The following is a 12,404-nucleotide window of genomic DNA, read 5'->3' on the forward strand; positions in this document are numbered from 1 at the left end:
CAATTCCAATAATAAGAACAGGTGATCTCATGCGGGCTGAGCAACGTTATCTGAGCGGGCTGTTGTGTTGTCTGGTGGCTGGTGGGGCCTTGGCCGAGGGCTTTTTCGAGGACAGCCTCAGGTCCTTGCGTTACAGCCAGTCCTACTGGAAGGAAAACGACGGGGGAGGGTTCGGTCCGACCCGGGATGAATGGGTACAGGCCACCCAGTTCAGCTTCAGTTCCGGCTGGTATCGCGAGGTGCTGGGTCTCGACTACAGCTATGGCCTAGCCGATGCCTTGCACGTAGGGCGAGACGCCAACAACATCAGCAACCTGCGAGCCGACCGCAGCGTGCAGCAGCCCCATGGCATCGCCAAGCCCCTCGAGCTGTACCTGCGTGGGCGCTGGGTGGATGAAGCCGGAACCGTCAGCGCCGGAGTGGGGAAAAAAAGCCGGCAATACCAGCTTTACCGCGACGATCGCTATTCGCGCATCCTGCCGGCGGCCACCCTGGGCCAGGACCTGAGCTACGAGCGTGGCGCGCTGAGCCTGAACTTCAGCCGCATCGACGGTTTCAGCCCGCGCAACGACTCGGGCTGGAGCCAGGACCTGCGCAACTATCGAGGGCAGCGGATCGATGACCTGAGGCTCTATGCCCTGGGTCATGTGTTGCCTGGTGGCAGCAACCTGCAGCTTGAACACGGCGTGGCCCGGGACTACCTGCGCGCGTCCTCGGTGAAACTGACCCACAGTTTCGAACTGGCTCCCGAGCGCGGCATCGATGTGTATGCCATCTGGGGGCGCCAACAGGATGCCGGCAAGCGCTTCGAGTATTCCGGCGTGCGCGGGCTGTATGAGGCGGAGCGCTCTCACGATGCTCGGCATCTGGATCTTCTGTTCAAGTACCGGTTCAGCCGCTACTACGCCGGGCTGACCTGGAACAAGGTCTGGGGTGACGACTATGACCGCACCTTCTTCGCCCAGGACAACGGCACCTGGAACAGCAGCGGCAAGCTGTTCTACTACTTCGGCCTGCAGGACGAGGAGATGTTCAAGCTGCTGGGAGGCATGGATTTCGCCGACTTCGGCTTGCCGCGGCTGAAGTTGGATATGCACTACGCTGCCTCCAATCACGCCAAAGGCTACGCAGGTTTTTCCCGCCGGGAATTTCAGAGCGTGCTGCGCTATGCCTTCGACGGCTGGTTCGATGGGCTCGATGTCGCCTGGCTGCACGGGCGCTTTCGTACCCACGGCGAGCCCGACGGCATCCAGCGCCAGAGCCTCTCCAGAGGACCGGCAGGCATCATTAGCCATAGCGCCGAACGCTTCTACCTGAACTATACCTACCGCTTCTAGCTCTACTGCGCCGCCTGCCATGACGTTTGCCAGCCTTCTGGCGGGCGGTTAAGGTGGCGCCTTCTGTTCATGGGAGCTTGCATGCGTACGCCGATCCGCCTTCTTTTCAGCCTGCTCGGGGTACTGGCCCTGCCGGCCCAGGCCAACTGGTATCTGGACAACGAATCTTCCCGCGTGTCCTTCGTCACCACCAAGAACGCCAGTGTTTCCGAGGTCCAGCGCTTTCTGGTGCTGCATGGCAAGGTCGATGGCAAGGGCCAGGCGCAGTTGCAGATCGAACTGGAGTCGGTGAGCAGCGGGATTCCCTTGCGCGATGAGCGCATGCGCCAGGAACTGTTCCAGATCGCCCAGTTTCCCGAGGCGCGGATCAGTGCACAGATCAACCTGCGACCGATCAACGACCTGGCCCCCGGCGCACAGATCGAATTGCTGCTGCCGGTCACCGTCGCCCTGCACGGCGAGGAACACACCTACAACGCCGAATTGCTGGCCACCCGCCTGGATGACCGGCGCTTCCAGGTGGTGACCCTGGAACCTCTGGTGCTCAACGCCGAGGACTTCAACCTGGCCCCCGGCCTCGACAGCCTGCGCAAGATGGCCGGGTTGTCGGCCATCAGTTTCTCGGTGCCGGTGGGTGCGGTGCTGATCTTCACGGCGCGTTGACATGCGCGCAGCGGTGTTCCCCTGGCGCGAAGGCAACCGCTTCGAGTTGCTGATCGACGGCCCGCAGTTCTTCCCGCGGATGCTGGTGGCCATTGCCCGCGCCCAGCACCAGGTGGAACTGGAGCTGTACCTGGTGGAAGCCGGGACCTGCGCCGAGGCCATGGTCCAGGCCCTGGTGCAGGCAGCGCAGCGCGGGGTGCGGGTGCGCTGCCTGTTCGACGACTACGGCAGCCTGGCCTTTACCCAGGCCCTGCGCCGCAGCCTGACCGAGGCCGGTGTCGAGCTGCGCTTCTACAACCGGCTGAAATGGCGCCAGGGCTTTCTCAACCTGTACCGCGATCATCGCAAGCTGCTGCTGGTGGACCAGGCCCTGGCGGTGGTGGGCGGCACTGGGGTCACCGATGAGTTCTGGAAACCCGAGGACAACAGCTGCGACTGGCATGAGGTGATGGTGGAGATTGCCGGCCCCATGGTCAGCGACTGGCAGCAGCTGTTCGACCGGCAATGGAGCGCCAACCTGTATCGCGGGGCCTGGAAGCCCGGTGCCGATTTCGGCCTGCCACGCCTGCCGCGCCTGCCCGATACCGGCGAGGGCATGGGCCGGGTGGCCTACGCCGACGCCCGCCAGCACCGCGACATCCTGCATTCGCTGATCCGGGCCCTGAGCAGCGGGCAGCGGCGCATCTGGCTGGCGACCCCGTATTTTCTGCCCACCTGGTCGGTGCGCCGTTCGTTGCGCAAGGCGGCGGCCCGAGGCCTCGACGTACGCCTGCTGCTGACCGGGCCGCGCACCGACCACCCCGCGGTGCGCTATGCCGGGCACCGCTACTACCCGCGCCTGCTCAAGGCCGGGGTGCGGATTTTCGAGTACCAGCCGCGTTTCCTGCACCTGAAGATGGCACTGGTGGACGACTGGGTGAGCGTGGGCTCGTGCAACTTCGACCACTGGAACCTGCGCTTCAACCTGGAAGCCAATCTGGAAGCCCTGGACCCTGCGTTGACCCAGGCAGTGGTGGCGAGTTTTGACGCCGACTTTGCCCAGAGCGAGGAAGTCAGCCTGGCGGTGTGGCGCAAGCGACCGCTGTGGCGGCGGATCAAGCAGCGGATCTGGGGTTGGGTCGACCGTCTGGTGGTCAACCTGCTGGATCGGCGCGGCTGACTCACGCGGCTACAGATATTGCAGCGATTGTGGGGATTACAGAAGGAGTCGGCTGGCGCAGGTCCTGCGCCGGCCGGTGATCGGGATCAGAGCAGTTCGAAGCTCTGTTGCTTGACGTCCTGGGAATCCAGGCCGATCTGCACATTGAAGTCGCCCGGCTCTGCGGCGTACTTGAGCTGCGCGTTGTAGAACTTCAGGTCGTCCTCGGTGATGGTGAAGTGAATGGCTTTCTCTTCACCGGCCTTGAGCATGACTTTCTGGAAGTTCTTCAATTCCTTGATCGGGCGGATCATCGAGCCGGCCACGTCCTGGATGTAAAGCTGCACCACGGTTTCGCCGTCACGCTTGCCGGTGTTCTTCACGGTCACGCTGGCGTCGAGCTTGCCGCTCTTGTTCAGGGTGGTGGAGGACAGGGCCATGTCCGACAGGCTGAAGCTGGTGTAGCTCAGGCCATAGCCGAACGGGAACAGCGGGCCGGTGGTGTCGTCGAAGTACTGCGAGGTGTAGTTGCCCGGCTTGCCCGGGGTGAACGGCCGGCCGATGGTCAGGTGGTTGTAGTAGGTGGGGATCTGCCCCACGGAGCGGGGGAAGGTGATCGGCAGCTTGCCCGACGGGTTGTAGTCGCCGAACAGCACGTCGGCGATGGCGTTGCCACCTTCGGTGCCGCTGAACCAGGTTTCCAGGATCGCATCGGCCTGCTGGTTTTCTTCCAGCAGCGACAGCGGCCGGCCATTCATCAGCACCAGCACCAGTGGCTTGCCGGTGGCCTTGAGGGCCTTGATCAGGTCGCGCTGGCTGGCAGGAATGTGCAGGTCGGTGCGGCTCGAGGATTCGTGGGACATGCCCCGGGATTCACCCACCGCGGCCACGATCACATCCGATTGCCGGGCGGCCTTCACCGCTTCGTCGATCATCTGCTGCGCCGGGCGCGGGTCGTCCACCACTTCCGGGGCATCGAAGTTGAGGAAGTTCAGGTAGTCCACCACCTTCTTGTCGGCGGTGATGTTGGAGCCCCGGGCGTACACCAGTTGGGCCTTGTCTCCCAGTACATTGCGCATGCCGTCGTACAGGGTCACCGATTGCGCCGGCACCCCGGCGGCGGCCCAACTGCCCATCATGTCGATCGGCGCCTTGGCCAGCGGGCCTACAAGGGCGATCTTGGCGGTTTTCTGCAGTGGCAGGGTGTCGTTCTGGTTCTTCAGCAGCACCAGGCTGCGCCGCGCGATATCCCGGGCGTCGCTGCGGTGCAGGCGGCTTTCGGCGTTGGTGTCGGCGGGGTCGTCCTCGGCCTTGCCGATGCGCACGTACGGGTCCTTGAACAGGCCCATGTCGTACTTGGCGGCCAGCACTTCACGCACGGCGTTGTCGATGTCCTTCTGTTCGATCTCGCCGGACTTGAGCAGCCCCGGCAGCTCCTTGCCGTACAGCGAATCGTTCATGCTCATGTCGATGCCGGCCTTGATCGCCAGTTTGGCCGCTTCACGTCCGTCCTTGGCGACGCCATGGCGGATCAGTTCGATGATCGCCCCGTGGTCGCTCACCGCCAGGCCCTTGAAGCCCCATTCCTTGCGCAGCAGGTCGTTCATCAGCCAGGTGTTGGAGGTGGCGGGCACGCCGTTGATCGAGTTCAGGGCCACCATCACCCCGCCGGCGCCGGCGTCGATTGCCGCGCGGTAGGGCGGCAGGTAGTCCTGGTACATCTTCACCGGGCTCATGTCGACGATGTTGTAGTCGCGACCGCCTTCCACCGCGCCATACAGGGCGAAGTGCTTGACGCTGGCCATGATGCTGTCCGGCAGGGCCGGGCTCTGGCCCTGGTAGGCCTTGACCATGACCTTGGCGATGCGCGAGACCAGGTAGGTGTCTTCGCCAAAGCCTTCGGAGGTACGGCCCCAGCGCGGATCGCGGGAGATATCCACCATCGGCGCAAAAGTGATGTCCAGGCTGTCGGCGCTGGCTTCCTTGGCGGCAATGCGCCCGGAGCGGCCGATGGCATCCATGTCCCAGCTGGAGGCCAGGGCCAGGCTGATGGGGAAGATGGTCCGGTGGCCGTGGATCACGTCGTAGGCGAAGAACATCGGGATCTTCAGCCGGCTGCGCATGGCCGCGTCCTGCATCGGCCGGTTTTCCGGGCGGGTGATGGAGTTGAAGGTACCGCCGATATTGCCTGCGGCAATTTCCTTGCGGATCAGCTCGCGGGGCATTTCCGGGCCGATGCTGATCAGCCGCAGTTGGCCGATCTTCTCTTCCAGGGTCATGCGCTTGAGCAGGTCGCTGATAAAGGCTTCTTTGTTTTCCAGGGGGACCGGGGCAGTTTCGGCCAATACAGGGTGACTGGCCAGGCTGACCAGCAGGCCCAGCAAACACAGCTTCTTCATGAATATTGTTCTCAAGGGCTCAAGACCGACGCATGAGTGACGCGTCGAACAGCCAAAATTTAGGGAGCGACTATTGTTGTTCAGATAATTCCCGCACACTTCAGGCCGTGTGAAAACTGCTGCGTTCGGCAATACGGCGTTAAAAACAGGCTCGGAATGCTCATGTAGGCTCCTACACTCCGCTTCCTCGCCTGTTTTTGCCTTGTCTTGCCTTCACTCGCGACGTTTTCACACCGCCTTATTTCTGAACTCTTTTTCGCGCTGGGCATCTTTTAGCCCATCAGCCCGATGCATTCCAGTGGCGCAGGCAGATTTTGCCCACAGGATGTGTGAAAGCGGGCAAAAGCTTCATTTCAATCAGGTTGTGCAAGGAGCCTCACCCATGAACATCACTCAAAGCCTGCGTTCGAGCTGGCCCATCGCTGCCTTGTTGCTGCTTACCAGCCTGCTCAGCGGCTGTGGCATCAACAACATTCCGACCCTGGACGAGCAGGTCAAGGCCGACTGGGGCCAGGTGCAGAACCAGTACCAGCGCCGCGCCGACCTGATCCCCAACCTGGTGGAAACCGTCAAGGGCTACGCCAAGCACGAAGAGCAGACCCTCACCGCGGTGATCGAGGCGCGGGCCAAGGCCACCTCGATCCAGGTGGACGCCAGCACCCTGGACAACCCGGAAAAACTCAAGCAGTTCCAGCAGGCCCAGGACCAGTTGAGCGGTGCCCTGAGCCGCCTGATGGTGGTCTCCGAGCGCTACCCGGACCTCAAGGCCAACCAGAATTTCCTGGCCCTGCAATCCCAGCTTGAAGGCACCGAGAACCGCATCGCCGTGGCCCGTCGCGACTTCATCCTGGCGGTGCAGAAGTACAACACCGAGATCCGTACCTTCCCCGGCCGCCTGTGGCACAGCCTGATGTACAGCGACATGCCGGTGCGTGAGTCCTTCGAGGCCACCAGCCCCGACGCCGACAAAGCGCCGCAAGTCAAATTCTGATGAGCCACGGGCGGCGCGTGCTGCAAGGCGCGCTGCTGTGGCTTTGGCTGGTGGGTGGCGCCGTACTGGCGCAACCACCCGGGCCCACACCCACGGATGGGGTGCCGTTGCGTTCGTCGCAACCCGCTGTCCAGGTCGAGCCCGCACCGACCACTGCGACAGCGGCACCGATTGAACGCCTGTTTCCCAAGCTGACCGGGCGGGTGGTGGACACCGCCCAGTTGCTCACGCCATCCGCGCAGGTCTACCTGGCGCAGATGCTGGAGCGGCTCGAGCAGACCACCACCGACCAGGTCGTGGTGGCCACGGTGCCGAGCCTGGGTGGCCATAGCATCGAGGAGTTCGGCCTGCAGTTGGGCCGGCACTGGGGGATCGGCCGGAAGGACAAGAACAACGGCGTCCTGCTGCTGGTGGCCAAGGACGATCGCAAGGTGCGGATCGAGGTCGGTTACGGCCTGGAGGGGCGGCTCAACGACGTGGTGGCCCACTTCATCATCGATGGTTCGATCATTCCGTACTTCAAGGACGACCTGTATTCCTCGGGGATCATTGCCGGGGCCACGTCCATCGTGAACGTATTGTCGTCCACCGACCGGCCGATGCTGGTGTACCGCTCGGTGGAGAAAAGCTGGTACCAGAACATCGAGTGGATGTGGTGGTTCGAGAGGTTGTTCTACCTGGTGTTCGTCGGTGTACCGTTGTTCGGGTTCCTGACCCAATGGCGCAGCGGCGATGACTCGCCGGTTGTTGCCAGCGGCGATTCGGCCAGGCGCGAAACCAGGGCCGAGCGCGACACCGGTTCGAGCAGCAGTTCGTTCGACTGGTTCGACTCCAGCAGTTCCAGCTCCAGTTCAAGCTCGGGCAGCTTCAGTGGGGGCGGTGGCAGTTTTGGCGGTGGCGGGGCGTCCGGCAGTTGGTAGCACAAGCGGACAATCATTAAGGACGAGGTGCTGATGCGACTCTATAAAATTGGCCTGGTGCTGTTGCTCTGGGTCTTTGCGGTCTCGGCCCAGGCCGAGCTGAAGTTCCCGGCCCTGAGCGGGCGGGTGGTGGACGACGCGCAGATGATCGAGCCGACCACCAGCGCTCTGCTGACCCGGCAACTGCAAGCCCACGAACAGGCCACCGGCGAACAGCTGGTGGTGGTAACCCTGCCGGACCTGCAAGGCGCCAGCATCGAGGAATACGGCTACCAGTTGGGGCGCCACTGGGGCATCGGCCAGAAGGACAAGAACAACGGCGCGCTGCTGATCGTCGCCCGGGACGAGCGCAAGCTGCGCATCGAAGTGGGCTACGGCCTGGAGGATCGCCTGACCGACGCGCAGGCCTCGGTGATCATCAACCAGGTGATCACCCCGGCGTTCAAGACCGGGCAGTTCAGCAAGGGCATCAGCGACGGGGTCTCGGCCATGCTCCTGGTGCTGGGCGGCACGCCGCTGGACGAGCCGACCACGGTGTATGACAGCGGTGATAGCAGCAGCCAGGACGACTTTGTCCAGCGTCACCCGTTGCTGTTCATCTTCCTGGTGCTGCTGTTCATCCTGGTGATCATGGTGGCGCAGGCGCTCGGCTTGATCACCACCACCAGTGGGCGCGGCGGTGGCGGAGGCGGTGGCTTCGGCGGTTTTGGTGGTGGCTCCGGCGGCGGGGGCGGCTTCAGTGGTGGCGGCGGCAGCTTTGGCGGCGGCGGTTCCTCCGGCGGCTGGTAACTGACAATAAAAAGCGGAAATCCAACGACATGGCATTACTCAGTGAATTCGAACAACGGCAGGTGGCCGAAGCCATCGCCCGGGTGGAACAGCAGACCGACGCCGAACTGGTGACGGTGCTGGCCGCCCGGGCCGACGACTACGCCTATATCCCGCTGCTCTGGGCCAGCCTGCTGGCGCTGGTGGTGCCGGGGCTGGTGCATTACGCCACCGGCTGGCTGAACATGCACCTGTTGCTGCTGGCGCAATGGGCGACCTTTATCGTGCTGTGCCTGGTGTTCCGCCTGCCGCGGGTCACCACCCGGCTGATTCCGCGATCGGTGCGTCACTGGCGCGCTTCCAACCTGGCCCGGCGCCAGTTCCTCGAACAGAACCTGCACCACACCGTGGGCGGCACCGGGGTGTTGATCTTTGTCAGCGAAGCCGAGCGCTATGTGGAGATCCTGGTGGACGAGGGCATCTCCAGGCGCCTGGACAACAAGAACTGGAACGCGATTGTCCAGGCCTTTACCCAGCAGGTCCGGCAAGGCCAGACCCTGCAGGGCTTCCTTGATTGCATTGAAGCCAGCGGCGAGTTGCTCAAGACCCATGTGCCCCTGACCCAGGTACGCAACGAATTGCCCAACCGCCTGGTGGTGCTCAACTGACCCACCCAGCTGGGGACTATGGCGTGCTACCTGTGTAGGAGCCGGCTTGCCGGCGAAGAGGCCCGTGAGCCTTGCACCGCCCTTGGGGACGCCTTCGCTGGCAAGCCAGCTCCTACGGGGCGGGATTGGAGGGGATTTTTCCGGGGGGCGACAAAATTTTATCCTCGGGTCAATAACTCCGTGCCCTGAGGGGCCATCCCCCCTAAAATACCCGCCATTCCCTGATCGACACCGCGCATCGCCCGAGGCTCCCGCCCCCATGTCTGTTACCGCACCTTCCGCCCGCCCCGCGCCGGATCATCACGCCCAGTTCCTGCAACTGCTCGACACCAGCCTCACGCAGAACGCCTTTATCAAGCTGGTACTGGCCAAGCACGTGGGCCCGGAGGCGGACCTGCAACGCCTGATCATCAAGCAACTGACGGTCAAGGAGCAGCCATGCCTGTCCTTCGTCTATCGCTACAAGACCCGGGACATCACCAAGAACTTCTCCCTGGACGAAGGCGTCGCCGCCATCGCCGAGCTGCTGCCGGCTGCGTTCAAGAACGCCCACCTGCTGACCCTCACCGACGAGGTGCAGCTCGAATACAGCAAGAAGGGCAAGAGTTCGCTGTTCAAGGGCAAGCCGCAAACCCAGCGCGATGCGCCGTCCGCCGAGCACAACCGGGAGAAGAATCGCTTCCTCGATCTCAGCCGGCCGTTTCTCGCCGACCTGGGGGTGACCAACAAGCAGCACGAGCTGATTCCGGCGATGTCACGCAAGTGGAAGCAGATCAACAAGTTCATCGAGGTCTTCAGCCACGCCCTGGGCAGCTCGCCGATCAAGCTCGACCAGCCGGTGCGGGTGGCGGACTTCGGCTCCGGCAAGGGCTACCTGACCTTCGCCATCCACGACTACCTGCGCAATACCCTCAAGGCCGAGGGCGAAGTCACCGGCGTCGAGTTGCGCGAGGACATGGTGACCCTGTGCAACGCCGCCGCGCAGCGCCTGGAGCACCCGGGCCTGGTGTTCAAGTGCGGTGACGTGCGCAGCGTGGCCCCCAGCCAGCTGGAAGTGATGATCGCCCTGCACGCCTGTGACATCGCCACCGACTACGCGATCCACACCGGTATCCGCTCCGGCGCGGCGATCATCATGTGCTCGCCGTGCTGCCACAAGCAGATCCGCCAGCAGATCCAGAGCCCGCTGCTGCTCAAGCCGATGCTGCAATACGGCCTGCACCTGGGGCAGCAAGCGGAAATGGTCACCGACAGCCTGCGGGCGCTGTTCCTCGAAGCCTGCGGTTATGAAACCAAGGTCTTTGAATTCATCTCCCTGGAGCACACCAACAAGAACAAGATGATTCTGGCGGTCAAGCGCGCCGAACCGCAGGATCCCAGCCAGCTGCTGGCCAGGATCGAAGAGCTCAAGGCCTTCTACCAGATCAGCGAACATTGCCTGGAAACCCTGCTCAAGGCCGACGGTTACCTCGGCTGAGGGCTGGCCGGCGGCGTGGGCAGCGGTGTGGCTGGGCGCACCGCGGTCTTGCGCCCCAGGACCACGGTAAGGATCACGCCCACCGCGAACACCCAGGTAATGGGCTGCACCTGTTCACCGAAGAACAGGGCGGAAAAGGCGATGGTGAAGAAGATCTGCAGTAGCTGGATCTGGCTCACTCGAGCAATTCCGCCCATGGCCAGCCCGGCATACCAGGCGAAAAAACCCAGGAACTGCGAGAACAGCGCAACGTAGCCGAAGGCCCACCAGGTCCTCATGGAAATCGCCCCCTGGTGCTGCGCCGCCAGGTACCACACCGGTCCGATCAGCAGCGGCGTGGACAGCACCAGGGCCCAGCAGATCACCTGCCAGCCACCCATCTCCCGCGCCAGCCGGCCCCCTTCGGCATAACCCAGGCCGCCCACGGCAATCGCCCCGAGCATCAGCACATCACCGGCCTGGATGCTGCCCGCGCCACTGAGCAGCGCATAACCCAGCACCAGCGCACTGCCCAGGGCGGCGCAAGCCCAGAAGGCCTTCGACGGCCGCTCGTGGGACAGCCACGCCGCATACAGCGCCACGCACAACGGTTGCAGGCCATTGACCAGCGCGCCGTGGGACGCGGGCAGGGTCTGCATGGCCCAGGCCGAAAGCACTGGAAAGCCGAGGATCACCCCGAGAATCACCACGCTCAGGCCCTTGACCTGCTTCCAGGTCGGCCATCTTTCCCGGCGCCAGAGCAGCAGCAAGGCCGCCGGGATCGCCGCGAACAGCGCGCGGCCCAGGCCGTTGAGCAAGGGGTGCATCTGCTCCACCACTATCCGGGTGAAGGGCAGGGTCAGGCTGAAAATGATGACACCCAGCAGGCCGAGGGCCATGCCGGTGTTTTCGCGCGAGGACATGATGGCTACCAGAATTCGTACAGGGACACAGGTGCCTGCATCTAGCCATAAAGCCGCGCGATCCTGGTGCTACAGCTGGGTGCAGAGTTGTCCGTACAGTTGTCGCTGTAGTACCGGGTTATTACCCGCGCCGGTGGATTGGGGCTACCTTGAATACTCCTTGCGCCCCCGTCTTTCACTGAAGGAGTCCACTCCATGGCCGCGAAAAAGATTCTCATGCTGGTTGGCGATTACGTCGAAGACTACGAAGTGATGGTGCCGTTCCAGGCCCTGCTGATGGTCGGTCACAACGTGCATGCGGTGTGTCCCGACAAGAGCGCCGGGCAGACCGTGCGCACGGCGATCCACGACTTCGAGGGCGACCAGACCTACAGCGAAAAGCCGGGCCATCTGTTTGCCCTGAACTTCGATTTCGCCCAAGTGAAGTCCAGCGATTACGACGCCCTGCTGATCCCCGGTGGCCGTGCCCCGGAATACCTGCGCCTGAACGAAAAGGTCCTGCAACTGGTCAGGGAATTCGACCAGGCTGGCAAGCCGATTGCCGCGGTGTGCCACGGCGCGCAACTGCTGGCGGCGGCCGGCATCCTCGAAGGCCGCGAATGCAGCGCCTACCCGGCCTGCGCCCCGGAAGTTCGGCTGGCGGGGGGCTCCTATATCGATATCCCCGTGACCCAAGGCCATGTTCAAGGCAATCTGGCCACCGCCCCGGCCTGGCCAGCGCATCCCAGTTGGCTGGCCGGTTTCCTGGGCCTGCTGGGCACCAAAATCACCCTGTAAGCGAGGGCCACGCCATGTGCGAGCTGTACGTCAAAGCCGACCCGATTCTCTACGAATCCCGTTCCCGCTCGTTGCGCATCTGTGGCGTGGTCACGACCTTGCGCCTGGAAAACCAGTTCTGGGACATCCTCAGCGAGATCGCCGAAGTGGACGGCATGACCACCAACCAACTGATTGCCAAGCTGTATGAAGAGGTCATGGACTATCGCGGCGAAGTGGTGAATTTCGCCTCCTTCCTGCGGGTCAGTTGCACCCGCTACCTGAGCCAGCGCCGCAGCACCGCCCCCGACCTCAGCCTGGTAAAACGCAACGCACTCTAGCCGCTGCCGCAGGCTGCGAACGGCCCGCAGGGACGCGGGGATCT

At 63.5% G+C, this 12,404-nt stretch carries 12 protein-coding genes; 10 read left to right on the plus strand and 2 right to left on the minus strand.

Features of this window, described 5'->3' with window-relative positions; translation table 11 throughout:
* Positions 1-29: 29 nt before the first annotated feature.
* The 3 genes from ABCR88_RS07045 to ABCR88_RS07055 all read left to right on the plus strand — a co-directional run bounded on the left by ABCR88_RS07045 (position 30) and on the right by ABCR88_RS07055 (position 3,159).
* Entirely contained in the window at positions 30-1,337 is a 1,308-nt protein-coding gene (locus tag ABCR88_RS07045; RefSeq protein ID WP_041116356.1) for an OprD family outer membrane porin, read from the plus strand.
* A gap of 81 nt (positions 1,338-1,418) precedes the next feature.
* On the plus strand, positions 1,419-2,000 hold the full coding sequence (locus tag ABCR88_RS07050; protein ID WP_011059691.1) for a YceI family protein: 582 nt from the start codon (positions 1,419-1,421) through the stop codon (positions 1,998-2,000).
* A gap of 1 nt (position 2,001) precedes the next feature.
* Positions 2,002-3,159, plus strand: coding sequence for a phosphatidylserine/phosphatidylglycerophosphate/cardiolipin synthase family protein (locus tag ABCR88_RS07055; RefSeq protein WP_015634449.1), 1,158 nt, complete (start codon positions 2,002-2,004; stop codon positions 3,157-3,159).
* An 86-nt stretch (positions 3,160-3,245) separates the two neighbouring features.
* On the opposite strand, the gene bglX is transcribed toward ABCR88_RS07055, so the two are convergent.
* Complete coding sequence (gene bglX, locus ABCR88_RS07060) at positions 3,246-5,537, minus strand: beta-glucosidase BglX (RefSeq protein ID WP_041116360.1); 2,292 nt, start codon at positions 5,535-5,537, stop codon at positions 3,246-3,248.
* Between the two features lie 382 nt (positions 5,538-5,919).
* On the opposite strand from bglX, the gene ABCR88_RS07065 reads away from it, so the two are divergent.
* The 5 genes from ABCR88_RS07065 to ABCR88_RS07085 all read left to right on the plus strand — a co-directional run bounded on the left by ABCR88_RS07065 (position 5,920) and on the right by ABCR88_RS07085 (position 10,361).
* On the plus strand, positions 5,920-6,528 hold the full coding sequence (locus tag ABCR88_RS07065; RefSeq protein WP_011059694.1) for a LemA family protein: 609 nt from the start codon (positions 5,920-5,922) through the stop codon (positions 6,526-6,528).
* Positions 6,528-7,448, plus strand: a complete 921-nt coding sequence (locus ABCR88_RS07070; protein WP_041116362.1) for a TPM domain-containing protein — start codon at positions 6,528-6,530, stop codon at positions 7,446-7,448. Before ABCR88_RS07065 ends, ABCR88_RS07070 begins: the two co-directional genes overlap by 1 nt.
* A 33-nt stretch (positions 7,449-7,481) precedes the next feature.
* On the plus strand, positions 7,482-8,237 hold the full coding sequence (locus ABCR88_RS07075) for a TPM domain-containing protein (RefSeq protein WP_015634452.1): 756 nt from the start codon (positions 7,482-7,484) through the stop codon (positions 8,235-8,237).
* A 29-nt stretch (positions 8,238-8,266) separates the two neighbouring features.
* The gene (locus ABCR88_RS07080; RefSeq protein ID WP_041116364.1) at positions 8,267-8,884 is read left to right on the plus strand and encodes a TPM domain-containing protein; all 618 of its coding nucleotides are present in this window, start codon (positions 8,267-8,269) and stop codon (positions 8,882-8,884) included.
* 259 nt (positions 8,885-9,143) lie between these two features.
* Positions 9,144-10,361 carry an SAM-dependent methyltransferase gene (locus ABCR88_RS07085; protein ID WP_041116366.1) on the plus strand — a complete coding sequence of 406 codons (1,218 nt, stop codon included), beginning with the start codon at positions 9,144-9,146 and terminating at the stop codon, positions 10,359-10,361.
* On the opposite strand, the gene ABCR88_RS07090 is transcribed toward ABCR88_RS07085, so the two are convergent.
* Positions 10,349-11,263 carry a DMT family transporter gene (locus ABCR88_RS07090; RefSeq protein WP_072443213.1) on the minus strand — a complete coding sequence of 305 codons (915 nt, stop codon included), beginning with the start codon at positions 11,261-11,263 and terminating at the stop codon, positions 10,349-10,351. The genes ABCR88_RS07085 and ABCR88_RS07090 overlap by 13 nt on opposite strands.
* 195 nt (positions 11,264-11,458) lie before the next feature.
* Between ABCR88_RS07090 and ABCR88_RS07095 the strand changes: the two genes are divergently transcribed.
* Both ABCR88_RS07095 and ABCR88_RS07100 read left to right on the plus strand, forming a co-directional pair.
* Complete coding sequence (locus ABCR88_RS07095; RefSeq protein WP_212806011.1) at positions 11,459-12,040, plus strand: DJ-1/PfpI family protein; 582 nt, start codon at positions 11,459-11,461, stop codon at positions 12,038-12,040.
* A 14-nt stretch (positions 12,041-12,054) separates the two neighbouring features.
* Positions 12,055-12,360 carry a ribbon-helix-helix domain-containing protein gene (locus ABCR88_RS07100; RefSeq protein WP_041116370.1) on the plus strand — a complete coding sequence of 102 codons (306 nt, stop codon included), beginning with the start codon at positions 12,055-12,057 and terminating at the stop codon, positions 12,358-12,360.
* Positions 12,361-12,404 lie beyond the last annotated feature (44 nt).

Origin of the sequence: Pseudomonas sp. W17, from assembly GCF_040268305.1 — a bacterium.
In the GTDB taxonomy this organism is placed as follows: domain Bacteria; phylum Pseudomonadota; class Gammaproteobacteria; order Pseudomonadales; family Pseudomonadaceae; genus Aquipseudomonas; species Aquipseudomonas protegens.

Coding starts and splice junctions, on each gene's coding strand:
- ABCR88_RS07045 (WP_041116356.1), top strand. CDS start 30: ATGCGGGCTGAGCAACGTTATCTGAGCGGGCTGTTGTGTTGTCTGGTG.
- ABCR88_RS07050 (WP_011059691.1), top strand. CDS start 1,419: ATGCGTACGCCGATCCGCCTTCTTTTCAGCCTGCTCGGGGTACTGGCC.
- ABCR88_RS07055 (WP_015634449.1), top strand. CDS start 2,002: ATGCGCGCAGCGGTGTTCCCCTGGCGCGAAGGCAACCGCTTCGAGTTG.
- bglX (WP_041116360.1), bottom strand. CDS start 5,537: ATGAAGAAGCTGTGTTTGCTGGGCCTGCTGGTCAGCCTGGCCAGTCAC.
- ABCR88_RS07065 (WP_011059694.1), top strand. CDS start 5,920: ATGAACATCACTCAAAGCCTGCGTTCGAGCTGGCCCATCGCTGCCTTG.
- ABCR88_RS07070 (WP_041116362.1), top strand. CDS start 6,528: ATGAGCCACGGGCGGCGCGTGCTGCAAGGCGCGCTGCTGTGGCTTTGG.
- ABCR88_RS07075 (WP_015634452.1), top strand. CDS start 7,482: ATGCGACTCTATAAAATTGGCCTGGTGCTGTTGCTCTGGGTCTTTGCG.
- ABCR88_RS07080 (WP_041116364.1), top strand. CDS start 8,267: ATGGCATTACTCAGTGAATTCGAACAACGGCAGGTGGCCGAAGCCATC.
- ABCR88_RS07085 (WP_041116366.1), top strand. CDS start 9,144: ATGTCTGTTACCGCACCTTCCGCCCGCCCCGCGCCGGATCATCACGCC.
- ABCR88_RS07090 (WP_072443213.1), bottom strand. CDS start 11,263: ATGTCCTCGCGCGAAAACACCGGCATGGCCCTCGGCCTGCTGGGTGTC.
- ABCR88_RS07095 (WP_212806011.1), top strand. CDS start 11,459: ATGGCCGCGAAAAAGATTCTCATGCTGGTTGGCGATTACGTCGAAGAC.
- ABCR88_RS07100 (WP_041116370.1), top strand. CDS start 12,055: ATGTGCGAGCTGTACGTCAAAGCCGACCCGATTCTCTACGAATCCCGT.